Consider the following 24,655-nt stretch of genomic DNA (forward strand, 5'->3'; position numbering starts at 1 on the left):
CCCCGCCACCTCGTACCCCACGCCATCATCGCCCTGCCCCACTTCCCCCTCACCCGCAACGGCAAGATCGACCGCAACGCACTCCCCGCACCGGATCCCACGACCATCCGCTCCGCGCCGCCCGGCGACGCCCTGCAGCGACAGCTCGCCGGGATCTGGGCGACGGTGCTGGGCACCCCCGTCGCGGGCATCGGAGTCCGCGACGACTTCTTCGCCGTCGGCGGGCACTCCCTGCTGGCCACCCAGGTCACCGCGCAGGCCGGCGCCGCGTTCGAGGTCGACCTGCCGGTCGCGGCGCTGTTCCGGGACCCGACGATCGCGGGGCTGGCCGACGAGCTGCGCCGCGTCGAGCGCCGGCCCGGCTGGGTGGACACCGTGGCCGGCCTGCGCGAGGCCGTCGCCGCGCTCACCGAGGACCAGGCCCGACGAGCGCTGGCCGCCGCCACCCGGCCCGGCCCGCCGTACGACGAGACAGGAGCGCCCCGATGAGCGGCCCGTCGCCCGACCCGGTCACCGCGCTGCTGCGACCGCCGCCCGGCTGGCCGGCGGAGGAGCACCGGCGGCTGTTGGTACGGCTGCTGCGCGAGCGGCTGCCCGCCGCGCCGACCGGTCCCGCCACCGTGGCCCAGCGGCAGCTCTGGTTCCTGCAACAGCTGGAGCCGACGAGCACGGCGTACCACATCCTGACCGTGGTGCGGATGACCGGCGAGCTGGACCTGCCGGCCCTGCGGGGCGCACTCGCCGCCGTCACGGACCGGCACGACCTGCTCCGGGCCACCTTCGCGATGGTCGACGACGAGGTGCTCGTGCGGATCGGTCCCTGCGCGCCGGTGCCGGTGCCGGTCGTCGACCTCGGCGCGACGGACGCCGCGACCCGCGAGCAGCGGGTCCGGCAGGAACTGGAGAGGGCCCACGACGAGCTGTTCGACCTGGCCGACGGCCCGCTGCTGCGGGCGGTGCTGATTCGTTGCGGGGCCGACGAGCACCTGCTCGCGGTCACCGTGCACCACATCGTCTTCGACGGCGGGTCCCGCCCGGTCTTCTGGGGCCACCTCGCCACTGCGTACGACGCGCTGCGGGCGGGAAAGACGCCGGACCTCGATCCGCCGGTGCCCGACGACGAGGACGACGAGGACGGCTTCGCCGACGACCCGGAGGACCCGGACGCGGCACTGGCCTACTGGCGCGAGCGGCTGGCCGGCCTGCCCGACCTGGACCTGCCCGGCGTACGCGACCGGGTGCCCGGGGCGTTGGCCTCCGGCCGGCGGCTGGACGTCCCGCTGGACCGCGGCGTGACGACCGCCCTCACCCGGCTGGGTCGGTCCCGGCGGGCCACCTCGTTCATGACGCTGCTGGCCGCGTACCTGGTGCTGCTGTCCGTACGCACCGGCAGCAGCGACGTCGCCGTGCTGTCGCCGACGACGGGCAGGACGAGCGAGGCGGACGAGAGCCGGATCGGGTACTTCGTCAACACCGTGGTGCTGCGCGGGGACCTGGCGGGGAACCCGACCTTCGCCGAGGTGGTCGACCGGGTCCGGGAGCTGACCCTCGGGGCGTACGCCCACATGGCGGTGCCGTTCGAACGGATCGTGGACGAGGTGCGCCCGGCGCGGGTGCCGGGCCGGATGCCGTTCTCACAGTTCGCGTTCAGCGTGGAGGGCCGGCCCGCGCCCCCGCCCCGGCTCGCCGGCCTGAGCACCGCCTGGGTCGACGTCGACACCGGCACGGCGAAGTTCGACGTGCAGTTGGACGTCCTGACCGACGCCTCGGGCGGGCTCGTGGCGGCCTGGACCTGGCGCGACGGGCTGTTCGACCCGGCGGACATGGCCGCCGTCGCCGACGACTTCGTGGCGCTGCTGGACACGGTCGTCGCCGACCCGCACGCCACCGTCGGCGCGCTGCCGGTGCGCCGGCCCGTGCCGGGCGTCCGGGCGGCGACCCCGCCACCCGCGGCGCGTACCCGGCCGGGCGGGACGGGGTCCGGCACGCTGGTGCACCTCGGCGGGCCGACCGACCGACCGCCACTGATCCTGCCGCACCCCGTCAGCGGCACGGTCGGCGCGTACGCCGAACTCGCCCGGCTGCTGCCCGCGTACCACCTGGTCGGCATCGAGTCGGCCGCCGACGCCACCGGCGACTCCATCGACGCGCTCGCCGAGGCGTACCTGGACGACGTCGTCGCCCGCTGGCCGGCCGGCCCGTACCGGTTGTGCGGCTGGTCGATGGGCGGCCTGCTCGCGTACGAGATGTCCCGCCGGCTGGTGCGGGCCGGACGCGCCGTCGACCTGCTGGTGGTGCTGGACACCGCGCCCGGGCAGGCGCGCCCGGCCGGCGAGGGGACCGACGACGCCGCGACGGCGGCCCGGTTCGCCGCGGACCTCGCCGCGTCCCTCGGCCGGGACCACCCGGCGCCGACGGCGGCGACGCTCGCCGCGCTGCCGGTCGAGGAACAGACGATGCTGCTGCGCCGCTGGCTGGTGGACGCCGGGGTGACCCCGGTGGCGCTGCCGGTGCGCGAGGTGCGCCGCCGGGTGGAGACCTTCGCCCGGCACGTCACCGCCGTGGCCGGGTACCGGCCGGAGGGCGCGGAGCTGCCGCTGACCGTCGTGCAGGCCGCCGCGTCGCCGCGCTGGCAGCCGCGCTGGGAGCGCTACGTCGGCGCCCGGACCACCGTCCACGAGTACGAGGGCGACCACTACTCGCTGCTGCGCCGGCCCACGGTGCAACGGATCGCCGGTTGGCTGGCCCGGGCGCTGGACGACCGGTGAGCGACGGCGCCCGGCCCTCGGGGGAATTCCGGGCGGCCCTGCGGAGGGTGGGCGCCGTCAGGCGGTGGGGGTGCCGGCCGCGAGGGGCTGGTCCGGCGACGCCAGCCCGATCTCCAGGCACCGGCGGGTCTCCGCGAGCAGTTCGTCGGTGCGTCCGGCACTGTAGGAGGAGGCAGCGGCGTACAGCTTGATGCGTAGCTGCTCCTGGCCGTCGAGCTGGTCGAAGTAGCCGCCCAGACCGGCGGTGTCGTCCAGCGCCGAGGTGCTGTCCAGCTCGATCGCCTCGGCGGTGGCGCCGGGCCAGTCGATCGCCCGCAGCAGGGAATAGTTGACCGAGACCGGGGCCAGCAGGTGCACCGGCACCCCACGCCGCTTCAGCTCCACGACGACCCGCTCGAAGGGGGCGGCCTGGTGCCCGAGCGACTCGGCGGCCTGGTGGGCGACCCGGCGGCTGAGGTCGGCGAAGCCGATCCCCGGCGGTACGTCGACCCGCAGGACCGCGGCCTGGCTCAGCTGGCCGACGACGCGTTCGCAGTCGAGGAACGACCGCATGTCCACGACGAAGGCCACCCGGAACGACCGGGTGGCGGCGGGCCCGCCCAGCGCGCCCAGCAGGGCCGCGGTGTACGCGGCGAACGGGGAGACCCGCAGGCGGCGCACGGCCGGCACGATCCCGCCGGAGGGGACGTGCGCCTGCGCGAGGTGGCCACCGGGAGCCGGGGGTGGCCCGTCCGGTGCCGCGTCGAACGGGTCGGTCAGGTCGGCCCCGGTCTCCACCGGGCCGAGCCGGCCGAACGTGTCGAGCCACCAGTCGAGGTCCTCCTCCGCCTGTTCCTCGCCCAGCTCGAAGAGCCGGTCGAGGACGTCGTCGATCGGCTCGGCGGCGGGTGGCTGGCCCGTGCCGGCGCCCAGCTCGGCCCCGTAGAGGACGGCCAGGTCGTCGACCAGCAGGTCGAGGGAGTGGTGGTCGAGAAGCGCCATGTGCGCGCGCAGCAGCAGGTAGGAACTCCCCGTGCCGGTCCGGGCCAGCGACACCGTCCAGCACGGTCCGGCCCACAGGTCCACCGGCCGCCGCAGGGCGGCCTGGCACCAGTCGAGGGCGGCCCGGTCGTCGGGCACCTCGACGACCTCCAGGTCGGCCCGATCGCGGCCGTCGCGCAGGACCACGTAGCCGTCGTGCTCGGCGAACGCCCGGCGCAGCAACGGATGCGCCTCGGCCAGCCGCCCGACGGCGCGACGCAACGCCTCGACGTCGACGTCGCCGTCCAGGCGGTGGCACACCTGGGTCATCAGGGTCGCGGGACCGACCCGGCCGTCGAGACGGCACAGGTATTCCTGGTGTTCGCTCGTCTCGAAATGGTCCCGCACCCTGAATCCCCCGAAATAATAGATGGCCCCGGCGGACCAAATATCAACTGATCTGCGAACTGACGAGATCGCCTACCGACGTTCCGGAAGACGCATTTCAGAGGGTCGTACCAGAATTGCCTCGGAGACCGCGGTCTCCTGTTTTCCAGCTGTCAGGCGAGCCGGCTCTTGCGGGGCCGAACCACGAGGTCGATGTCCACCAGAGTCGTTGCCGTGTAGCAGTGAGCACGCATCTTGACTCCCATCCGGAACCGCCGGGGTCCACTGTGGATAGACGTTAATATCTCTGTCCCGGCTCCGCAACCCGAAGTTTTTCCTGCGATAAGCAGGACCCACGCACACAATTACCGCCCGCCGCTTTCCGCTCGCGGGAAGTAATCGTGGTACGGACGGGAGGCGGGCCCGACCGGACGACGCGCGCCGCGCGGCCGGGACCCTGACGTCTCCTACCCTGCCTCGCCCGCCATCGCCCGGCGCAGGCTCAGCGGGCGCATGTCCGTCCACACCGAGTCGATGTGCTCCAGGCACCGGGCGCGCGGCCCGACGAAGCCCTCCTCCCGCCAGCCCGCCGGGATTTCCCGCCCGTCCGGCCAGATCGAGTACTGCTCCTCGTCGTTGACCACGACCCGGCAGATGTCGGCCGTCTCCGTCTGCTCCACCGTCATCTTCTTCTCCTCACAGCTCGGACACCTCGGTCAGGGCCCGGTCGATCCCGGCGATCCCGGCGGTCAACTCCTCCGCCGTGATGGTCAACGGAGGGAACAGGTGCAGCCGGTTGCCCGCCGCCAGCGGCCAGACGCCGTGGCGCTTGCACGCCGCCAGGACGGCGGCCATCTCGGGCGCCAGCGTCCCCGGGGCCGCGTACGGCGCCAGCGGCTCGCGGGTCGCGCGGTCCCGGACCAGCTCGACGGCCCAGGCCAGGCCGACGCCGCGGACGTCGCCGACGATCGGGTGGCGCTCGGCCAGCTCGGCCAGCGCCGGGCCCACCACGTCGCGGCCGAGTGCGGCCGCCCGGTCGACCAGGTTCTCCTCCCGCAGCACCCGCAGCGCCGCCACGATGGAGGCGCAGGCCAGCGGGTGCCCGGAGTAGGTGAGCCCGCCGGGGTAGCGGCGGTGCGCGAAGTGGGCCGCCACCGCGCGGGACAGCAGCACCCCGCCCACCGGCACGTAGCCGGAGTTGACCCCCTTGGCGAAGGTCATCAGGTCGGGCACCACGTCCCAGAGGTCGCCGGCGAACCACCTGCCGCACCGGCCGAAGCCGGTCATCACCTCGTCGGCGATCAGCAGGATGCCGTGCTCGTCGCAGAGCCGGCGGACGCCGGCCAGGTAGCCGTCCGGCGGCACCAGCACGCCGTTGCTGCCGACCACCGGCTCGACGAGGATCGCGGCGATCGTGTCCGGGCCCTCGTACCCGACGAGCCGGCGCAGGTGCTCCAGCGCCCGTTCGCCCTCCTGCGCGGCGTTCTCGGCGTGGAACTCGCTGCGGTACGGGTACGGGCCCGTGAAGTGCACGGCGCCGCCGCTGGCCGTGTCCACCGGCCAGCGCCGGGGGTCACCGGTCAACGCCAGCGCCCCCGCCGTCGCCCCGTGGTAGGACCGGTAGGCGGCGAGCACCTTCGGCCGCCCCGTCACCACCCGCGCCATCCGCACCGCGTGCTCCACGGCCTCCGCGCCGCCGGTGGTGAACAGGACCGTCTCCAGGTCCCCCGGTGCCACCTCGACGATCGCCCGGGCCGCCTCGTCGCGGACGTCGACGGCGAACGACGGCGCGATCGTGCACATCCGTCCGGCCTGCTCGCGCAGCGCCGCCACCAGGGCCGGGTGCTGGTGGCCCAGGTGCAGGTTGCCCATCTGGGCGTGCAGGTCGAGCCACCGGTTGCCCTGCTCGTCCCAGAACCAGCTGCCCGCGCCGCCGGCCACGCGGACCGGATCGATCTCCTCCTGCGCGGACCAGGGGTAGAAGACCGGCCCGGTCACGACGCCTGCCGTTCGCGGACCAGGTCGACCTGCTCGGCCAGCGTCGGCGCCGCGAACACGTCCTGCAGGGAGAGCCGGACCTGGTACGCCTTGCGGATCCGGCTGATCAGGCGGATCGCGAAGAGCGAGTCGCCGCCCAGGTCGAAGAAGTCGTCCCCGGGCTCGACGCCGTCGACCTTGAGCAGGGCGGCCCAGATCTGCCCGAGCTGGTCCAGCACCTCGGAGCGGCCGTCGTCGGACGGCGCGGCGGTCGGCTGCGCCGTGTCCGGGGCAGCCTCCGGCGGGGCGGTCGGCCGCCCGGGGGCGGCGGGCACCAGTTCCAGCCGTCCCGCCGTGGTCCACCGCACGGTGGCCCCGGTGTCCCGCATCCGCGCGCCCGGCGTGCCGGCGTACGGGTCGTCGACCTCGCCGGCGCCGCTGACCCACAGCCGCCCCGGGGTGTTCACCGGCACGGGCCGCGCGCGGTCGTCGAGGACGTAGCAGCGGGCCACGGCCGGCAGGTCGTCCTGGCCGACCAGCGCGTCCGGCAGCCGCGCCGGGTTCCAGCCGTCGAGCACGGCCCGCAGCTCCCGGCGGGGCATGGCGGAGAGCTCCCCCACCGGCCGCTCCTGGTCGGCGACGAGCTGGTCGAGCACGGTCAGCATCGAGTCGAAGATCCGCTGGACGGTGGCCCGGTCGAACAGGGCGAGCCGGAAGTCGAGGCTGCCCACCATCCGGTCCTCGCCGACCTGGTTCACGGCCAGCGCCAGGTCGTACTTCGCCGAGGTCCACTCCGGCGGTTCCAACCGCAGCGCCTCGACCGCGCCGAGCCGGAACCGGTCCGGCACCGCCCGGCCGTACCGGACGCAGACCTGCACCAGCGCGGAGACCGCCGGGTCCCGGCGCGGGCGCAGCTCGCCGACCAGCGTGTCGAAGGGCACCCGGCGCAGCTCCAGCGCGGTCAGCACGCTGCCGCGTACGTCGTGCAGGAACTGGGCCACGGTGGCGTCCCGGTCGACCCGGATCCGCAGCGGCAGCAGGTTGACCAGGCAGCCGATCAGGTCGCGGGTCGACTCGTCGTCGCGTTGCAGGCTCGGCGTGCCGATGAGCAGGTCGTCGCCCGCGCCGTACGCGTTCAGGGTGCGGGCGAACGCGGCGGTGAGCAGGGTGAACGGGCTGGTCCGCGCGGCGGCGGCCGCCGCCACCAGCCGGGCGGCGAGGTCGTCGTCGATCGTGAAGCGCACCGACCCGCCCCGGTGGTCCAGGACCGGCGGTCGGGGCCGGTCCGTCGGCAGGGTGATCACCTGCGGAGCGCCGTCCAGGTAGCGCCGCCACCGGGCGAGCTGGTCGGCCGCGCCCGGCCCGGCGAGTTCGGCCTGCTGGCGGCGGGCCACGTCCGCGTACCGGCACGGCACGTCCGGCAGCCGGAGCGGCTCCCCCCGCGCGTACGAGGGGTAGAGCCGGGCCAGCTCCGCGAAGAAGATCTCCGCCGCCGTCGGGTCGGCGGCGACGTGGTGCACCACCAGCAGCAACGCCGTCCGGCCGGCGGGCAGCTGCACGGTCGCGACCCGGATCGGCCACTCCCGGGCGAGGTCCCACCGGCGGTCGCGGAACCCGGTCACCCGCTCGTCGCCCGCCCAGCCGTCGGCCGGCGCGTCGCTGAGGTCGAGGCGGGCGATCGTGAGCGGCGCCGCCGGGTGGATGCGCTGGACCGGTTCCTCGTCGACCTCGACGATGGTGGTCCGCAGCGCCTCGTGCCGGCGGACGATCTCGTCGACCGCCGCGTGCAGCGCGGCGGCGTCCACCGGTCCGGTCAGCTCGACCGCCGCGTCGAGGTGGTACGCCGCTCCGCTCGTGCCGGCCTGCTCGGCCAGCCAGATCGCCCGCTGCGCCACGGAGAGCGGGGCCGTGACGTCGTCGGCGTCGGGCCGTTCGAGGGTTGCCGCGCGGGGCAGCTCCAGCGTCGGGGCGGCGTCGGCGTCCTGGCGCACCGTCAGCACCGGCGCGACGTCCCGGGGCACGGTCAGCGCGTTGTCCGCGTCCGCCCCGGTGACCGCCAGCCGGATCCGGTCGCCCGCCGCGAACCGGTACGCGATCGGGTGCAGCTCGATCTCCAGGCGGGAGTCGCCGGGAGCGCCGTCGACCTGGCCGCAGCCCTCGGTCACGTACAGCGAGGTGCCGTCGGGGGCGACCGACTCCAGGTAGGCGAAGACGTCCGCCGGGCCGTCGGTGACCCGGGCCGCCAGGCGCAGCACCGGGGCGCCGACCAGCTCGACCGCCTCGGTCAGCGGGTCGGAGGTCCAGCACAGCGCCCGGGTGTCGTTGTCGGTCAGGTCCGGCCGCTGGAAGGGCGAGCCGTAGCCGCTGGCCCACCGGCTGGTCTTGCCGGACGTGGTGGCGTAGTCGACCTCGTACCGCCGGGCCTCGCCGGCCCGGGGTTCCGGTCCCAGCTCGCCGGCCGGGCCAAGGTGCCAGGTGCCGGTCGTCGCCGGCTCCGGCGGCCAGGACCGGGCGGCACGCCACGCGTCGGCGCCCAGCACGTGGTACCGGACGGCCGGGCCGTCCATGATCCCGGTGTCCCGGCCCCGCAGCCAGTGGTCGAACCAGCGCACGTGCTCGTCGGCCAGGTTGTAGCCGGCGCCGCCCAGCACACCGCCGGTGTGCGGCCAGGGGCCGATGACGACCCGGTGCGGCACGGTCAGCCGGCGGGCCCACTCGGTCGCGTCGCGCGCCCAGACGTCGTGCCAGCCGCCCAGGTGGTAGACGGCGACCCCGGAGGCGTTGATCGCCTCCAGCAGCGCCGACGGGCTGCGGGTCAGGTACGCCGCCTCGCCGGTGTCGGCCAGCCGTGACTCGCGCCCGGGCAGGCCGGCGAACATCGTCCGGACGTCCCGGTTCGCCACGTGCTGCTCGCGGGCGGCGGTCAGCAGGAGGCCGTCGGGGTCGTCGTCGAGGGGCGCGACGGGGCCACGCAGGTCGAGTTCGCGCACGTCCTCGCCCCAGGCGCGGGCGAAGTCGTCCCGGAACACCCCGCCGTCCCAGGCGAAGCGGTGCAGGTCGAACAGCGCCATCTGCGGGAAGATCGCCGCCAGGTGCGGCGGGGCGGTGCTCGCCGCGAGGTACTGCGAGACCCCGAGGTAGGAGCGGCCGAACATGCCCACCCGGCCGTCGCACCAGGGCTGGGCGGCGATCCACTCGGTGACGTCGTACGTGTCGGTCGCCTCGGCCGTGGAGAACGGGCCGTCGCTGGTGCCGAACGACGCGCCGCTGCCCCGGCTGTCCACCACCACGACGACGTAGCCGCGGGCCAGCAGGCGCTGCGCGACCGGGAAGGCCCGCAGCGTCACCTCCCCGGGGGCCACCTCGGCCACGCCGAGGTCGTCGATGTCGGTGAGGTCGACGTCCGCCAGTTCGGCGCGTACCACCGCCAGGAAGTCGTCGCGCCCGGGGCGCGGCGACACCTGGTGGTAGCGGTCGTGGGCCCAGACGGCGGGCGCGGGGTCGCGCTGGCCAACCGGCCGGAAGACGTACGCCGCCAGCCGGGTCCCGTCGCGGGTGGCCACGTACTGCGAACGGCAGGTCCAGGTGGGGCTCATGCCAGGTCGGCCCGTCCGTAGAGTTCCCGCGCCGGCACCCCGACGTCGGCGCAGCGCTGGAAGAACTCCGCCATCTGCTTGAGCTGGTACGACTCGTCGGTGTAGTTCGTCGCCATGACGAACACCAGCCACGGCTCGCGGCCCATCGCGTACACGTACGCCTGCCGGGCCCGCAGCCGCCGGACGATGCCCATCGCCTCGACGGCGTCGGAGCCGTTGAGCTTGCGGCTGCGGCTCATCTTCTGGTCGATGCGGCGGGAGAAGAGCGGACCGTACATCCAGGACAGCGGGGCGCCGTCGCACTCCATGCCGAGGAACGCCATGTCGACGTCGCCGATCATGTCGTGGATGTGGCCGAACAGGGCCGGGTCGACGCAGCGGTTGTCCGCGCCGAAGTAGAGGTTCTTCCCGCCGGTACGCACCGAGTAGGTGACCTTCGCGGCGATGTCGAGGTCGCAGTGCTCGCCGACGAACGGGCACACCACGATCTGCCCGTCGGGCAGCTCGATGGTCTCGCCCGGCTCCACGTCGACCACGTTGGGGAAGCCGAGCGCCTCCAGGCACAGCCGCAGCGACGGGTCCTGCAACGCCCCGGCGGCGGTCTTCGGCACCACCACCGTGCCGATGCGGTGCCGCAGCTTCAGCAGGGAGGCCAGTTCGAGGTGGTCCTGGTGCCCGTGCGTGATCAGCACGTAGTCGATGACGTCGGGCAGGTCGGCGTAGGCGTACCGGTCGCCGTCGCCGAGGGCGTCGGACAGGAACGGGTCGGTCATCACGGTGACCGGGCCGGACTGCACCACCACGCAGGCGTGCCCGAAGTAGCGCACCCGCAGCCCCGGGCCGTCCAGGTTGCGGTCCGGGCTCCCGCCCGGCTCGGCGGAGAACAACCCGCTGAAGGTCGCCAGGTCGGCGTCGGAGACGTCGAACGCCTCCCGCAGCTCGCCGAAGGGCCGGGCCGTGGTCATGGTGGAGAAGAGCAGGTCGATGCGGGGGTCCCGCAGCGGCATGGTGGCCTGCACGTGCCCGTTGCCGGGGAACCGCGGGGTGGTCATCGCGAAGGGCCGCTCGTCGCCGGTGGCCAGCGACAGGTCCACCGAGTGGGCGGTCTCGTCGAAGTGCCGCGACCGGTAGAGCATCCGCTCGGCGAGCCGGATCCGGGCGTGGTCGTTGAGGTCGTAGACCAGCTCGACGTAGCCGCGCAGGGCCGGCGGGATCTCGCCGTAGCGGGGCGTCAGGTCGAACCCGTCGGCGAGCTTCTCCAGGTTGACCGTCAGCTCGTCCATCGCCGCCGACAGCTCCGGCATGGGTCCGTCGGCGAGCCGGGCCGCCAGGTCGGACACCCCGTCGAGCTGGTCGTCCTCGAGGTCGACGAACATGCCGCCGCGCAGCTTCGGGTCCCGGGCGGAGCGGCGGTGCAGCGCGGGCGCGTCGAGGAACGAGCGCAGCAGCGGCACGTGCAGCTTGGCGAAGTTCATCGCCGCCGGCACCGGCGACACCAGGTTCAGCCAGGCGTAGTACCGGTGGATGAGCGGTTCCAGCGCCAGGTTGGGGCGGGCGTGCACCAGGTCGTGGCTGGCGAAGGGCTGGTTCATCGCGCTCCCTCGGTGGAGTCCGTACGCAGTCGGTCCCGGACGGTCCGGACGACCTGTGCGAGGTGGTGGAAGTCTTCGTCGTCGGTGGGGGTGTCCAGCACGAAGGTGCGTACGCCGGCCCGGATCATCGCCAGCAGTCGCTCGACGGCGCCGGCGTGGTCGGCCACCAGGTACGGCCCGTCCGCCTGGCCGGAGCGGAACGGCGCGAGCCGGTACGCCGGGTCGACGGTGACGGCGCCGTGGCCGGCCTCCGCCTCGGCGAAGAGCCGCTGCTTCCAGACGGAGTCGGTGTTGGCCATGGTGACCGCGGTGATCTTCGCGCCGTCCGGATCCTCCGGGAAACGGGCCTCGGCGACCCGCTCGGTCTCCTCCGCCGTCGCCCGGGTCAGCAGCCCGAAGTTCAGCGCGCCCGGTGCCCCGTCGGCGTCGGGCCGGGCCGCCGTGAGCATCTGGATGCTGGTGGCGCCCACCCGCTCGGCCACCTGCCGGGCGGCCGGGGACTGCCCCGCGACGAACAGCCGCGGCAGCAGGTGCGCGGGAAGGCCGGGGGTGAGCTGCAACCGGGACACCTGGTAGAACCGCCCGTCGAAGCTGAACGGACGGCGGCTGCTCAGCACCCCCATCATGATCTCGACGTACTCGGCGAGGCGCGCGTACCGGTCGTCGTGGTCCAGCCGGTCGCCGAGCGCGTCCAGGTCGCTCACGGCGGTGCCGGTGATCAGGTTGAGGTCGATCCGCCGCTGGTAGAGCAGGCCGAGCGAGGCGACCATCCGGGCCGCGGTGAACGGGTGCTGGTAGACGGGGTTCACCGCGACCAGCGGGCTGAGCCGGGTGGTGCCGGCCGCCGCGGCGGTCGCCAGGACCCAGGGGTCGAGCACCGCGCCGCTGCCGGTGAAGATGAGCACCCCGTCGAGGTCCGCCGCGTCGGTGCGGCGGATGACGGACATCGCCGTGTCCGCGTACGCGGTCAGGTCCCGGACCCGGGGCACCACGGTGATGAAGCTGACGTCGGGCACGGCCTCACGCTCCCTCTTCGGAGACCGCGGCGAGCGCGGCCCGGATCTCCTGCGCCTCGCGCAGCTTGCCGTCGATCACCTCGGCGAGCGCGGCGACGGTGGGGGTCTGCAGGAACACGCCGAGTTGCAGGTCGACGTGGAAGGCCTGGGCGAGGTCCCGCAGCGTCCGGGCGGCGCTGAGCGAGTCCGCGCCGAGCATCAGCAGCGAGTCGTGCAACCCGATCCGGTCCACCCCGAGCCGGCGGCGCCACACGGCGGCAACCGCCTCCTCCAGGACCGAGCCGGCGGCCGGCTGGGCGTCGGCGGCGGGCTGGGCGTCGGCGGCCGGGGCCGTCGGCGTCGGGCCGGTCACGGGCGCCACGGCCACCGGGTCGACCCAGTGCCGCGTCCGCTGGAACGGGTACGTCGGCAGGCCGACGCGACGCCGCGACGCGCCCTCGTGCAGGGCGGCCCAGTCCACCTCGACGCCCCGGCGCCACAGCTCGCCGAGCGCGCCCAGCAGCCCACGGAGGCTCCCGGCGTCGTCGGCCAGGGCCAGCGTCGACGCCTCCGCCGGGCCGACGGCCAGCGTCAGGTCGGCCTCGGCCGGCGTCCCGGCCGGCACCGGCGGGTGGCTGCCGGCGCGCAGGGCGCGCCCGGCCTCCGCCACCGTCCAGCGGCCGTCGACGACGGCGGCCGTCACGGCGCCCGGACCCTCGCCGTGGGCGGCGACCGGGGACACGCCGCAGGCGCCCAGCAGCCGGGCGAGCGCGAGCTGCCCGGTGACGGTGGCCGCGTCGGAGCCCGGCCCGCCGGCAGCCGGGTCGACGCCCAGCTCACCGGCCACCCGGTCGACCTCCGCCCGCAGCCGGGGCAGGGCGTCGCACAGCGCGGCCAGGTCGGGGCAGGTGGCGGGGAACGCGTACGCCACCGTGGCGGTCTCCGGCGACGCCTCGCCCGCGCCGACGGCGGACAGCGCGCGGGCCGCCTCCCCGGCGTCGGTCGCCACCACGAAGGCCCGGTGGCGCAACGCGCGACGGCCGACCTGGCTGGTGTAGGCGACGTCGGCGAGGGCCTGCTCCGGGTGACGCCCGAGGTGCTCGGCGAGCCGGTTGGCGGCGGCGGCCAGCGCCTCGCCGCCGGCCGCGGAGACGGCGAGCAGCACGGACGGCGGGTTCGGCCCCGGCGGCGCGGGCGGCGGCGCCTGTTCGAGGATGACGTGCGCGTTGGTGCCGCCGACGCCGAACGAGCTGACCGCCGCCCGGCGCGGCCCGGTGACCTCGGGCCAGTCCCGCAGCATGTCGTTGACGCGGAACGGCCCCCGGTCGAGCGAGGTCTGCGGGTTGGGCTTGCGGAAGTGGATCGACGGCGGCAGCTCACCGTGGTGGACGGCGAGGACCGCCTTGATCAGCGAGGTCACGCCGGAGGCGGTGTCGAGGTTGCCGACGTTCGGCTTGACCGAGCCGATCGCCCAACCGGCGCCCGAAGCGCCGGCGGCGCCGTACGCCTCCTCCAGGGCGGACACCTCGATCGAGTCGCCCATCAGGGTGCCGCTGCCGTTGGCCTCGACGTACTGGATGGAGTCCGCCTCGACGTCGGCGACCCGCAGCGCCCGGCGGATCACCCGCACCTGGCCCGACCGGCCGGGCGCCACGAAGCTGACCTTGCCGGCGCCGTCGTTGTTCACCGCCGAGCCCTTGACCAGGGCGTAGATCCGGTCGCCGGCGTCCTCGGCGTCCTCCCGGCGGCGCAGCACCACCACGCCGGCGCCGTCGCCCAGGTGGTAGCCGGCGGCCTCGGCGTCGAAGGCCCGGCAGCGGCCGTCGGGCGAGTTGATGCCGTCGGCCTCGTGCCGGTAGCCGCGGGGCACCGGGTTCTTGACGCTGACCGCGCCCACGATGGCCATGTCGCACTGGTAGTCGAGCAGGCTGCTGATGGCATGGTGCAGCCCGACCAGGGCCGAGGAGCAGTTGGTCTGCACCGTCATGCTGGGCCCGGTCAGGTCGAGCTTGTACGAGATGCGGGTGGCCAGGTTGTCCTTGTCGCTGGCGACGGCCATGCCCAGCCGGCCGGCGGAGTCGACCAGCTCCTGCTGGGGCAGCAGGTGGTAGAGCAGGTACTGGTTCAGGCCGCAGCCGGCGTACACGGCGATGTCGCCGGGGAAGCGGCGGCTGTCGTAGCCGGCGTCCTCCAGCGCCTCCCAGGCGCACTCCAGCAGGATCCGGTGCTGCGGGTCGATCAGCGTCGCGTCCGTCGGCGAGTAGCCGAAGAACTGGGCGTCGAACCGGTCGGCGCCCTCGATGCCCGACCACACCGGCACGTACGCCGGGTCGGCGCGTTCCTCGGCCGGGACGGCGTCCAGCTCGGCGGCGGTCAGCTCGCGGCCGGCGTCGACGCCGTCGCGGAGCAGCTCCCAGAACTCGGCGACGTTCGTCGCGCCCGGAAACCGTCCGCTCATCCCCACGACGGCGATGTCCATCTCGCTGCTCATCGACTTCCCACTTCCTGAATACGCTGGCGCATCAACCGGCGGCGGTTCGCCACCTGCTCGTTGCGGTCGGGCCCCGGGTCGACGGGCGGGTCCGTCGCCGGGCGCGCGGGCTCGCCGAGGTGCTCGGCGAGCTTGCGCACGGTGGTGTGCTCGTACAGGTCGACAAGCGGGAACTGCCGGCCGAGGAGTTCCTGGATCCGGATGTGCACCTGGACCAGGCTCAGCGAGTTGCCGCCGACGTCGAAGAAGTTGTCGTCGAGCCCGACGGCGCCGACGCCGAGGACGTCCAGCCAGATCTCGGCGACCTGGGCCTGGAGCCCGCCGGCCGCCGGGGCGAGCGGCCGGGCCGTGGCGCCCGCGCCCAGCCGGGCCAGCGCCTCGGTGGCCTCGGCCGCGACGGCGCGCCGGCTCACCTTGCCGGTCGCCGTGGTGGGCAGCTCGTCGACCAGGTGCAGCAGCGGCACCATGAACTCCGGCAGCCGCTGCCGCAGGTGGGTGCGCAGGTCGTGCAGCAGGTCCCGCCGCGCGGTGGCGCCCAGCGGGTCGTTGGCCAGCTCCGGCCAGTCGGCGCGCCGGGCCCGCGGCGGGGTCCAGCCGACCGTGTCGTCCGGTCGGGCGGCGGGCCAGAACCGCAGGTCCATCGTGTACGGGTCGCGCGCGGTCGACGGCACCACGGCGGTCCGTCGGCCCAGCGCCTCGCCGATGCTCCAGCAGTCCTCCGGGTCGACCCCGGGCGGCAGCTCGCCGGTCGGGCGGGTCACCGGGTCGGCGTCGGCGAGACCGGCCAGCCGGCGTACGGGGCCGGCGACCGTGACGAGCCGCGCGTTCGGCACGTCGCGCACCTCCACCGGCCGGTTGCGGTTGCCGCGCAGCAGGCTCCGCAGCCGGGCGACGTCCAGCCCGTCGCGCGTCCAGTCCAGCCGCACCGGCTCGACCGGCTCGGCGGCGTCGCCGTCGGGGGCGGCGCCCACGTGCAGGACGACGTCGTAGCGGAACGCGCTCAGCTCGTTGGCCTGCCGGCCGCGCTTGAGGTGCAGCTCCACCCCGGTCACCCCCGGCAGCCAGTCCGGCGCGGTGAGGAACAGGTCGGGGGCCAGCACCAGCTCGTCGTCGGCGAGCACCCGGGCGGCGACGCGGCGGCGCAGCTCGGCGACGGTCAGGCCGGCTTCCGGCTCGGCGCCCAGCTCCACCGAGGCGTGGAACACCTCCAGCAGGTCGAGGTCGCGTACGTCGCCGAGGTAGATCCGCCCGCCGGGCGAGGCCGCGGTGACCGCCGCGCGCAGCACCCCGCGCAGGTAGTCGTGGTGGGGGAAGTACTGGGTCACCGAGTGCAGCACCACGGTGTCGAAGCTGCCGGCCTCGATGCCGGTGACGTCGTCGGCCTCCCGCAGCAGCAGCGTGACCGTGTCCCGGTCCACCCCCTCGGCGTCGAGCCGCTGTTCGAGCACCTTCAGGCCGGCGGCGGAGAAGTCGGTGCCGACGTACGCCTCGCAGTCCGGCGCCAACGCCAGGGTCAGGTTGCCCGTGCCGCAGCCGAGTTCCAGCAGCCGGCGGGGACGCAGCTCCCGGATCCGCCGGACCGCCTGGTCGATCCACTCGCCCATCTCGACGTCGGTGAACGGCGCGCCCGTGTAGCTGCTGGTCCAGATCGCCTGCTGGGCCTCCTCGGCGGGACCGGCCTCGGTGTACATCCGGTCGTAGAGCAGCCGCCAGTCCGACACCCGGGTGGTGGCCGGCGCCCCGCCCGGGTCGGCTCCGGCCGGCGCGGACGACCCGCTGCGCTGCCGGGGCACGACCGCCGCGACGATCCGCTGCTCGCCGCCGCCCGGCGCCTGGGCGAGCGCGGCCACGGCGGCGGCGACCCCGGGGTGGGCCCGCAGCGTCGCCTCGATCTCGCCCAGCTCGATCCGGAAGCCGCGGACCTTCACCTGGTGGTCGGCCCGGCCCAGGAACTCCAGCCGCCCGTCGTGGCTGAACCGGCCCCGGTCACCGGTGCGGAACAGCCGCCCGCCGTCGCCGTACGGGTCGGGAACGAACCGCGTCGCGGTCAACGCCGGTTGGTCGAGGTAGCCACGGGCCAGGCCGGCCCCGCCGACGTAGACCTCACCGGCGAAGCGGGGCGGCACCGGCCGCATGGCCTCGTCCAGGACGTAGATCCGGGTGTTGCCGACGGGCCGCCCGACGCTGCCGACCCGCTCCGGTCCGGTGACCACGTCCAGGGTCACGTCGGCGGAGATCTCCGACGAGCCGTAGAGGTCGACCAGGACGCAGCCGGGCAGGGCCGCCAGCCACCGCGCGGCCAGGTCGGCGGTGAGCGCCTCCCCGCTGGAGTGGCAGTAGCGCAGCGCCGACAGGCGTCCGCCGACGTCGGCGACGCCGTCGAGGATGGCCCGCAGCAACGACGGTACGGCCACCAGGCGGGTGACCCGGTGCCGGGCGAGCAGGTCGACCAGGCGTACCGGGTCGCGTCCGACGTCCTCGGGCACCACGACGACCGGGGCGCCGGCGAAGAGCGGCAGGAACATCTCGCCGCCGGAGTCGAAGAAGCTCAGCGAGGTCTTGTGGCTGCCCACCTCGTCCGGCCCCACCGGGAAGCGGTCCATGATCCACCGTTGCCGGTTGACGATGCCCCGGTGCAGGCCGAGTACGCCCTGCGGGGTGCCGGTGGAGCCGGAGGTGTAGACGACGTAGGCCACGTCGTCGGGGTGGGCCGTCGGCAGCGGATCGCGGTCGTCCTCGGCCGCGAGGGACTCCTCGGCCGGGTCGACCACCTCGACGTCCGGGAGTCCGACGGCCGCGCCGGGGGCGGCGACGAGCAGCCGGGCCCCGGAGTCGGCGAGCATGAACCGCAGCCGCTCCACCGGGTACGACGGGTCGAGCGGCACGTAGGCGGCGCCGGTCTTGAGGATCGCCAGCACGGCGGTGAGGCTGACCGTGGAGCGGGGCACCAGCAGGCCGACCCGGGTGCCCCGGCCGGCGCCCAGCCCGATCAGCCGGTGGGCCAGCCGGTTCGCCGCCGCGTTGAGCTCGGCGTAGGTGAGCCGGGTGGTGCCGTCGATGGCGGCCGGCGCGTCCGGGGTCCGGCGGGCCTGCTCGGCCACGATCTCCGGCGCGCACCGGTCGGTGTCGTAGTCGGCCGTGGTGTCGTTCCACTCCACCAGCACCTGCCGGTGCCGCTCGGCGCCGAGCAGCGGCAGGGCGCCGACGGGGGTCGCCGGCGCCGCGACGGCCGCGGACAGCAGCGCGGTCAGCGCCTCGGCCAGCACGCCCATGGTGTCGGCGTCGAACAGGTCGGTGCTGTAGTCGAAGGTGCCCAGCAGTTCGCCGTCGTGCTCGCCCAGGTAGAGGGAGAGGTCGTAGTAGGTGGCCCGCTGCCGTACCGGCCGGCTGCGCACCCGCAGCCCGGCCCAGTCACCCAGTGCCCCCTCGTGGTTCAGCACCATCGGCGTGAGGCCGAGCCGGTCGGTGCCGCGCCCGTGCTGGTAGGCGAAGGCCGCGCTGAGCAGCGCGCCGCGGCTGGCGTCGGCGGCCTGCCCGAGCCCCTCGACGATCCGCCCGAACGGCACCTCGGCGCGATCGGAGGCGGCCAGCACCGCGTCGTGGGCCGCCCGGGCCAGGGCGCCGAACTCCGGGTCGGCGGACAGGTCCACCGACACCGGCAGCGGGTTGACCAGGTAGGCGACCAGGTCGGCGAAGCGGCCGCGGACCCGGCCGGCGTGCACGAAGCCGAGCGGGAACGTCGCCTGGCCGGCGTAGCGCGACAGCACCGCCGCGTAGCCGGCGAACAGCACGGCGGTGCGGCTGATCCCTTGCGCGGCGGCGAGCGCGTCGATCCCGGCGCACAGGTCGGCGTCGAGCCGGAACGCGTGGGCGGCGCCCCGGAAGGTGCGCACCGACGGGCGGGGCCGGTCGGTCGGCAGGTCCAACGGCACGAGGTCGGCGACCTGGGCCTGGCACGTCGCGGTCAGCTCCCGGCCGGCCGGGCCGTCCAGGAAGGACCGCTGCCAGGCCACGAACTCGGCCGGGTGGGCGGCGGGTGCGGGCGGCGCCGCGTCGTCCCCGGCGGCGCGCCGGCCGTAGCCGGTCGCCAGGTCCTCGACCAGCACCGCCAACGACCACACGTCCATGACGCTGTGGTGGGTGCAGAGCAGCAGCGTGTGGCGGTCCGCCGCGTGCCGGAACAGCACGGCGCGCAGCAGGGGCGGGCCGGCGAAGCCGACCCCGAGTTCCGCCTCGATCTCCTCGTCGAGCCGGCCCGCCGGCCAGCCCGCCGCGTCGCGCACCTCCAGCGTGACCTCGGCGTCGTCGGCCACCCGCTGGGTCACCTCGGCGCCGGCGTCGTCGTAGCGGGTGAGCAGGGCCGGGTGCCGCACGCCGAGGTCGCGCACGGCGCGGGCCAGCGCCGCGGCGTCCAGTTCGCCGTCGACGGTCACCGCGCGGCACAGGTTGAGGTTGGCCGGGTCCTCGGCGAGGGCGCCCTGGAACCAGATCGCCCGCTGGCCGTACGACAGCGGGTAGGGCCCGTCGGCGGCGGCCGGGGTGGCCGGCGGGTCGGCCGGCGCGGGCGCGGACGGCAGCGCGGCGGCCAGTTCGGCCACCGTGCTGTCGCCCAGCAGGTCGGTCAGGGCCGGGCGGACGCCCCACTCCCCCTCGATCAGGTGTTGCAGCTCCACGGCCCGCAGCGAGTCGAACCCGAGCTCCGGCAGGGAACGGTCCGGGTCGATCCGCTCCGGGTCGACGTCGAGCAGCCCGCCGGCCAGGGCGCGCAGTCGCTGCGCCTGCGCCGGCGCGGCGGCCGGGGCGGGGCGCGCCGCCGGGCGCAGGGGGTCGTCCGCGACGATCGTGGCGCTGCCCGCCGCGTACGCCCGCGCGCAGTCGCCGCGACGGGTCTTGCCGCTGGTGGTGACGGGGATGGTGCCGGGCGGTACGGCCAGTACCCGGTGCAGGTCCAGGCCGTGGACGGTCACCACGGCCCGGCGGGCCGCCTCGGCGATGGCCGGTGCCTCGTCCGACGCCCGGTCGGAGCGGGTCTCGTACCACAGGACCACGGCCTCGCCGACGCCGTGGCCGTCGTCGGCGACGTCCACACCGAACGCGGCGATCCGCCCGCCGAGGCGGGGGCAGGCGGCGCGGACGGTCTGCTCGATGTCGTCCGGATAGTGGTTCTGGCCGCGGATGACCACGGTCTCCTTGATCCGGCCGCGGACGTACAGGTGGCCGTCCTGGCGGAAGCCGAGGTCGCCGGTGCGCAGGTAGGGGCCGTCGTCGGGGTCGCCGCCGAGGGTGGCGTGCAGGGTCCGCGCGGACTCCTCCGGCCGGTTCCAGTACCCGTCGACGACGCTGCCGCCCCGGACCCAGATCTCGCCGGCGGTGCCGTCGGGGACGGGGTGGCCGGTCGGGTCGACGATCCGGACCTCCGCCTCGGGCAGGATCTCGCAGCCGACCACCTCCGTGCCGGGGCGGTGGGCGGCGGGTCCGGCGGGGTCGGGGTCGGCCACCGTGGTCACGACGGGCCGCTGCGCCCGCGCCCGCCCGGCGACCAGCAGCGTCGCCTCGGCCAGTCCGTAGCAGGGCAGGAAGGCCCGCTCGTCGAAACCGTGCGGGGCGAACGCCGCGGCGAAGGCGCGCAGGGTCGCCGCGCGTACGGGCTCGGCGCCGTTGAACGCCACCCGCCAGGAGCTGAGGTCCAGGGCGGCACGGTCGGCCTCGGCGACCTTGCGCACGCACAGGTCGTAGGCGAAGTTGGGCCCGCCGCTGATGGTGGCCCGGTACCGGCTGATCGCCTGGAGCCACCGCACCGGGGTGCGGATGAACGTCGCCGGGTCCATCAGCACCGTCGGCACCCCGAGGTAGACGGGGGTGAGCAGGGTGCCGATCAGCCCCATGTCGTGGTGCGGCGGCAGCCAGGAGGCCATCACCGTCGCGTCGTCGAAGGCGAAGGAGCGGCGGATGGCCCGCAGGTTCTCCAGCAGGTTCGCGTGGCTGACCATCACGCCCTTGGGGGTGCTGGTGGTGCCCGAGGTGTACTGGAGGAACGCCAGCCCGCCCTCGGCCACCGCCGGCTGCCAGCCGGCGGGCGCGGCGTCGAGGGACTCCAGCTCCAGCACCGGCAGCCGGCGACCGGGCATGAGCGTGGTCAGGTCCACGGCGCTCGTGACCGCGCGGGCCGCCAGCACCGCGGTGGCCTGCGCGTCGTCGAGGATCCGCCCGACGACCGGGGCGCTGGCCCGGTTGAGCCGGGCGGCCAGCGGCACCGGCACGGTGCCGGCGTAGAGGCAGCCGAAGAAGCCGGCGAGGAAGTCGACACCCGCCCCGACGAGCATCAGCACCCGGTCACCGGGACGGCAGTGCCCGGCCAGGGCCGCGCCGACCCGGCGGGCCCGGGCGTCGAGCGTCGCGTAGTCCACCGTCTCGGTGGAGCCGTCCTCCGCCACCAGGTGCAGGGCGGGGCTGTCGGGCTGGACCCGCGCCTGGTGCGACAGGGCGGCGCCCAGGTTGACGACGTCGGTCGCCTCGTGGATCAGGGCGCCGGTGTGCTCGGTCATCTGGCTCTCCACTCGATGCACAGGGGTCGGACCGGGGGTCACGGCTGCCCGGGGGCGAGCCGGGCGGCCAGCTCCGCGACCGTCGGCGCGTCGAAGATGACCGCCACCTCGACGTCCGCCCCCAGCTTCGCGCTGGCCAGGGCCACGATCCGGGTGGCCGTGAGGGAGTCCCCGCCGAGGTCGAAGAAGTCGTCGTGGATGCCGATGCCCTCGCGTCCGAGCACGTCGCACCAGATCTCCAGGAGCACCCGCTCGCGCTCGTCACGCGGCCCGTCGGCCCCGGCGGCACCGGGCTCGTCCTGCCCCGGCGGTGGCAGCGCCGCGACGTCGAGCTTCCCGTGGTTGGTCAGCGGCAGCCGGGGCAGGCTGACGAAGGCGGCCGGCACCAGGTAGTCCGGCAGCCGCCGGCGCAGGTGGGCGCGCAGGTCCGCGTTGCCCGGCAGGTCGTCGCCGACGACGTAGCCGACCAGCCGGGCGTCCCTGCCGGGCGGGTCCCGGCGTACGACGACGGCGGCCTCGCGCACCGCCGGGTGGCGGCGCAGCGCGGACTCCACCTCGCCCGGCTCGATGCGGTAGCCGCGCAGGTTCAGCTGCCCGTCGCCCCGGCCGAGGAACTCCAGGACGCCGTCCGGCCCGAACCGGGCCAGGTCGCCGGTGCGGTAGACGCGGGCGCCGGGCGCGTCGGCGAACGGGTCGGGCAGGAACCGCTCCGCGGTCAGGGCGGAGTTGTCGAGGTAGCCCCGGGCCAGCCCGGCACCGCCGACGTACACCTCCCCCGCCACGCCCGGCGGTACGGGCTGCATCGCCTCGTCCAGCACGTACACCCGGACGTTGGCCATCGGCCGGCCGATCGGGACGAAGGGCCGCTCGTCGTCGGGGTCGCACGGCCAGGCGGTGCAGGAGACCGACACCTCGGTCGGGCCGTACAGGTTGAACATGGTGACGTCGAGCCGGTCGAAGACCAGCCGTTGCGTCTCGGGGGTGAGTTCCTCCACGCCCGACACGATCCGCCGCAGCGACTTCAGGTCCGCGGCGTCGGCGGTGAGCAGCACCTCGCGCAGGGCGGTCGGCGCGAAGTCGGCGTCGGTCACCCCGTGCTGGGCGATCACCGCCGCCAGCCGGCGCGGGTCGAAGGTCGCCGTCTCGGGCATCAGCACGCTGGCCGCGCCGTTGAACAGGGCCCGGAACAGCTCGTCCAGGGAGACGTCGAAGGTGCAGGCCGCCTTGCGCAGCACCCGGTCGTGCGGGCCGAGCGGGAAGTTGCGCTGTGCCCACAGCATCCGGTTGGTGAACCCGCGGTGGGTGACCTGCACGCCCTTGGGCTGCCCGGTGGAGCCGGAGGTGAACAGCGTGTAGGCCAGGTTGTCCGGGTGCAGCGGCACGGCGGGGTCGGTGGCGGGACACGTGGCGGTCAACGACGACTCGCCGTCCAGGTCGATGATCCGCCGGCCGGGGCTCCACACCTCGTCGCACAGGTCCCCGGCGGAGATCGCGACCGCCGGGCGGACCTGCCCGAGCAGCGCGTCCCGGCGGGCCTGCGGGTCGCGCGGGTTGACCGGCAGGTGGTAGCCGCCGGCCTTCAGCACCGCCAGGATCGCCACCACCTCGGCGGCGCAGCGGGGCAGGCACACCGCCACCGGGTCCTCCACGCCGACGCCGAGGTCGCGCAGGTGGTGCGCCAGGCGGTTGGCCCGTTCGTCGAGTTCGCGGTACGTCGTGCGGACGTTGCCCTCGACGACCGCCACCGCGTCCGGCGTACGCCGCGCCTGCGCCTCGACAAGGCGGTGGACGAGCGCCTCGGGGCCGAGGTCGACGGCGGTGTCGTTCCACTCGTGCAGGATCCGGTGGCGCTGCCCGGCGTCGAGCATCGGCAGCCGCCACACGCTCGTGTCGGGCTCCCGCGCCGCCTCGACGAGCAGCAGCTCGAACTGCCGGGCCATGTCGCGTACGGACTCGCCGGTGAAGAGGCTGGTGTCGTACTCGAACTCGCCCACCAGTCCGTCGGCCGTCTCGGTGATCTTCACCGTCAGGTCCATCCGGGACCGGCCGGTCTCCATCTGGTGCACGTCGACCCGCAGCTCGGGCAGGTCCAGCCGGCTGGTGGGCACGTTCTGGAGCACGAAGGCGACCTGCGCGAGCGGCTGGTGGCTGCGGCTGCGCTCCGGCTGCAACGCGGCGACGAGCCGCTCGAACGGCACGTCGCGGTGCCGGAACGCGTTCAGCGAGGCTGCCTTGACCCGGCCCACCAGCTCGGCGAAGGTCGGTTCGCCGGACAGGTCGGCGCGTACCACGATCATGTTCAGGAAGCAGCCGATGAGGTGCTCCAGCTCGTGCTGTTCCCGCGTCGCGATGGGGCTGGCGACGACCATGTCCCGCTGCCCGCTGTGCCGGGCGAGCAGCACGGTGAAGGCGGCGAGCAGGGTCATGTAGGTGGTGGCCCCCTGACGCTGTCCGAGGGCGCGGATCCGGTCCGCGTCGGCGGCGCCGAGCCGGAACCACTCGGACGCGCCGACGAACTGCTGGACCGCCGGCCGCGGGCCCTTGGTGGGCAGGGCGAGCAGGGGCGGCACGCCGGCCAGCTCGTCGACGCGCTCGCGCAGGTGGGCCGCCATCCGCTCCTCGCCGACCGCGGTGCGCTGCCAGGCGGCGTAGTCGGCGTACTGGATCGGCAGCTCGGGCAGGTCCGGCGTCGCGCCGGCGGCGAACGCGGCGTACGTGGCGGCCAGCTCGCGGCAGAAGATGGTGAACGACCACAGGTCGCAGACGAGGTGGTGCACGGTGACCCCGAGCACGTGCACGTCGGGGGCGATCCGGTAGAGCACCGTCCGCATGCTCTGGCCGGCGGCCAGGTCGAGCGGGACCCGCATCTCCCGCTCGACGGCGGCCCGCAGCACGGCGTCGTCGGGGTGCGCGGTGGCGCCGGGCAGGTCGACCACGTCGATGCTCAGCGGGGCGGGCGGCGTGACGGCCTGTACGACCCGCTCGCCGAGCTGGCGGAAGGCGGTACGCAGGATCTCGTGCCGGCGGACGACCTCCTCGATGCTCCGGCGCAGCGCGACCTGGTCGAGCGAGCCGGTCAGGATCAGCAGCGTGGCGTCGTTGTGGTGGACGGCGTCGTCCTCCAGCCGTTCGATGAACCAGAGCCGCTCCTGCGCGAAGGACAGGGGTGCCTCGGCGGCGTCCAGGCGGGGGATGGCGGCGCTGGCGGGTGCCGGATCGGAGCGGCTGGCGCGCAGCCGCTCGTCGAGCAGCGCCCGCGCCGAACTGGACAGCCGCGCCACGCGTTGCGTGACGTCACTCGCGACCGGATGCTCCTGCCGTCCCACTGGTCCTCCGTTGTCCGT

General features: G+C 75.0%; 11 protein-coding genes. 2 read left to right on the plus strand and 9 right to left on the minus strand.

The genetic code is table 11. The features are described from left to right. Together ABZ573_RS20835 and ABZ573_RS20840 are read left to right on the plus strand one after the other, a co-directional pair. Positions 1-489 (plus strand): phosphopantetheine-binding protein (locus ABZ573_RS20835; RefSeq protein WP_358120049.1); only part of this gene is annotated, 489 nt, incomplete at its 5' end. Further along, positions 486-2,768, plus strand: coding sequence for a condensation domain-containing protein (locus tag ABZ573_RS20840; RefSeq protein ID WP_358120052.1), 2,283 nt, complete (start codon positions 486-488; stop codon positions 2,766-2,768). The genes ABZ573_RS20835 and ABZ573_RS20840, both read left to right, overlap by 4 nt. A 57-nt stretch (positions 2,769-2,825) precedes the next feature. On the opposite strand, the gene ABZ573_RS20845 is transcribed toward ABZ573_RS20840, so the two are convergent. From ABZ573_RS20845 to ABZ573_RS20885, 9 genes are all read right to left on the minus strand, one after another. Next, positions 2,826-4,136, minus strand: coding sequence for a condensation domain-containing protein (locus ABZ573_RS20845; protein ID WP_358120055.1), 1,311 nt, complete (start codon positions 4,134-4,136; stop codon positions 2,826-2,828). 446 nt (positions 4,137-4,582) lie between these two features. After that, complete coding sequence (locus tag ABZ573_RS20850; protein WP_151457307.1) at positions 4,583-4,801, minus strand: MbtH family NRPS accessory protein; 219 nt, start codon at positions 4,799-4,801, stop codon at positions 4,583-4,585. Positions 4,802-4,811: 10 nt separating this feature from the next. After that, entirely contained in the window at positions 4,812-6,113 is a 1,302-nt protein-coding gene (locus tag ABZ573_RS20855; RefSeq protein ID WP_151457308.1) for an aspartate aminotransferase family protein, read from the minus strand. Then, complete coding sequence (locus tag ABZ573_RS20860) at positions 6,110-9,688, minus strand: CocE/NonD family hydrolase (protein ID WP_358120059.1); 3,579 nt, start codon at positions 9,686-9,688, stop codon at positions 6,110-6,112. Before ABZ573_RS20860 ends, ABZ573_RS20855 begins: the two co-directional genes overlap by 4 nt. Next, on the minus strand, positions 9,685-11,280 hold the full coding sequence (locus ABZ573_RS20865; protein ID WP_132239868.1) for an MBL fold metallo-hydrolase: 1,596 nt from the start codon (positions 11,278-11,280) through the stop codon (positions 9,685-9,687). Before ABZ573_RS20865 ends, ABZ573_RS20860 begins: the two co-directional genes overlap by 4 nt. Continuing rightward, positions 11,277-12,296 carry an LLM class flavin-dependent oxidoreductase gene (locus ABZ573_RS20870; protein ID WP_358120063.1) on the minus strand — a complete coding sequence of 340 codons (1,020 nt, stop codon included), beginning with the start codon at positions 12,294-12,296 and terminating at the stop codon, positions 11,277-11,279. Before ABZ573_RS20870 ends, ABZ573_RS20865 begins: the two co-directional genes overlap by 4 nt. Positions 12,297-12,300: 4 nt before the next feature. Beyond that, positions 12,301-14,766, minus strand: coding sequence for a beta-ketoacyl synthase N-terminal-like domain-containing protein (locus ABZ573_RS20875; RefSeq protein ID WP_358120066.1), 2,466 nt, complete (start codon positions 14,764-14,766; stop codon positions 12,301-12,303). Further along, the gene (locus ABZ573_RS20880) at positions 14,763-21,311 is read right to left on the minus strand and encodes an amino acid adenylation domain-containing protein (RefSeq protein WP_358120069.1); all 6,549 of its coding nucleotides are present in this window, start codon (positions 21,309-21,311) and stop codon (positions 14,763-14,765) included. The genes ABZ573_RS20875 and ABZ573_RS20880 overlap by 4 nt, the downstream gene beginning before the upstream one ends. A 38-nt stretch (positions 21,312-21,349) precedes the next feature. After that, positions 21,350-24,637, minus strand: a complete 3,288-nt coding sequence (locus ABZ573_RS20885; RefSeq protein WP_358120072.1) for an amino acid adenylation domain-containing protein — start codon at positions 24,635-24,637, stop codon at positions 21,350-21,352. Positions 24,638-24,655 lie beyond the last annotated feature (18 nt).

This window comes from Micromonospora sp. NPDC007220, from assembly GCF_040634035.1.
GTDB lineage: Bacteria > Actinomycetota > Actinomycetes > Mycobacteriales > Micromonosporaceae > Micromonospora > Micromonospora reichwaldensis.